The sequence below is a fragment of the Micromonospora sp. MP36 genome (assembly GCF_008119785.1).
Lineage (GTDB): Bacteria > Actinomycetota > Actinomycetes > Mycobacteriales > Micromonosporaceae > Micromonospora.
On the sequence record NZ_VSFA01000266.1, the window covers coordinates 1 to 1,153 of the forward strand.

Sequence of the window (1,153 nt, forward strand, 5' to 3'; positions counted from 1 at the left end):
TCCCCGGCCATCACGGTGAAGGTGAATCCGGCACTCGTCGGACGGCGCAGCGGCATGTCGCACTTGATCCGGCGCAGTACCTCGCTCCTGCTGAGGCCGAGCCCTTGCGCGATGAGCCGTTCCGGGCGCACCGGAACCGGATCCTCAAAGACGACCTCCACCTGGACCGGCCACGCCTCGTCGCACCATGCCGACGGGGCGTCCAGCCGCCAGGCCCCCGTCCAGTCCAGAGCGAAGCGGTTGCGCCGGGCGAGCAGCGGATCCAACAGCCTGGACGCCACCAGTTCCGGATCGTTGACGCTGTAGCCGTGGAGCTCGGCCGGATCGAAGGATCTGACCGGCGCTCGCTCGTACACGGTGAGCTTGCTCGTCCGATCGCACGATACGCAGCGGATCAACAGCCACACGTCCAGCAGCTTGCCGTTGGCGTTGACGCGGAACCTGCCCTCGCCGGTGGTGGCCGACTCCGAGCGGCAGTCCACGCACCGCAACGAGAGCAGAGGCAGCCTGGTCCGACGAACGACCCAGGGCAGCACGATATGAGGTTGTGAAGACATGACTCGCTAGACCTGATCTCTAGACCTGACCCGAGGCCGATCACGCGCGGCCTCAAACGCTGTATGACCGGGCGTACAAGGGCAGCCCGGCAGAGCCGACGGGAGCGTCGGCTACAGGTGAGCGGAAGAAGGTGTCAGGTCTAGAGAGCAGGCGGGGTCACGCGGTTCGTCCTCAGTCCTCAGTGCGACGGGCCGCAGGCAACCTAAGGGAACGCGGAAGGAAGGCTCAACCGGATTTCCGGCCGCAGAGGTGGTGGCGAGATCGAGGGGCACGCGGTACTTGCCCGGTCATGTCGGGTCCGCCACGGTTCCTCGGCAGCCGGCGCCGGCCGGTGGCCGCGGGCGGCGGGCTGGTGCGGGTGGGACGGCGGTCAGCCGGGGTCGGCCTCGGCGCGGAGGTCCTCCTCCGACGCGCCGCGGCTTGACCGACCCCGCCTGCTTCCTACTTCTTGCTCATGGTTGAGTGGTTCGGATGGTTCGCTCTCCGCCCTGCGGTGGCTGGGCTGGAGTCCTGGACCGGCAGTCTGGTCCGGTGGCGATCGGTCCGTTCCTGCAGGATCTGCTTCACCCGTTGGTGTGGGGTGTGCAGGGCGATG

1 protein-coding gene is annotated in these 1,153 nt (G+C 68.0%); it reads right to left on the reverse strand.

Annotation, left to right across the window (positions count from 1 at the left end; genetic code table 11):
- The coding region (locus FXF52_RS41090; RefSeq protein ID WP_255472955.1) for a DUF1062 domain-containing protein at positions 1 to 482 on the reverse strand (482 nt) is incomplete at its 3' end.
- Between the last annotated feature and the right edge of the window lie 671 nt (positions 483 to 1,153).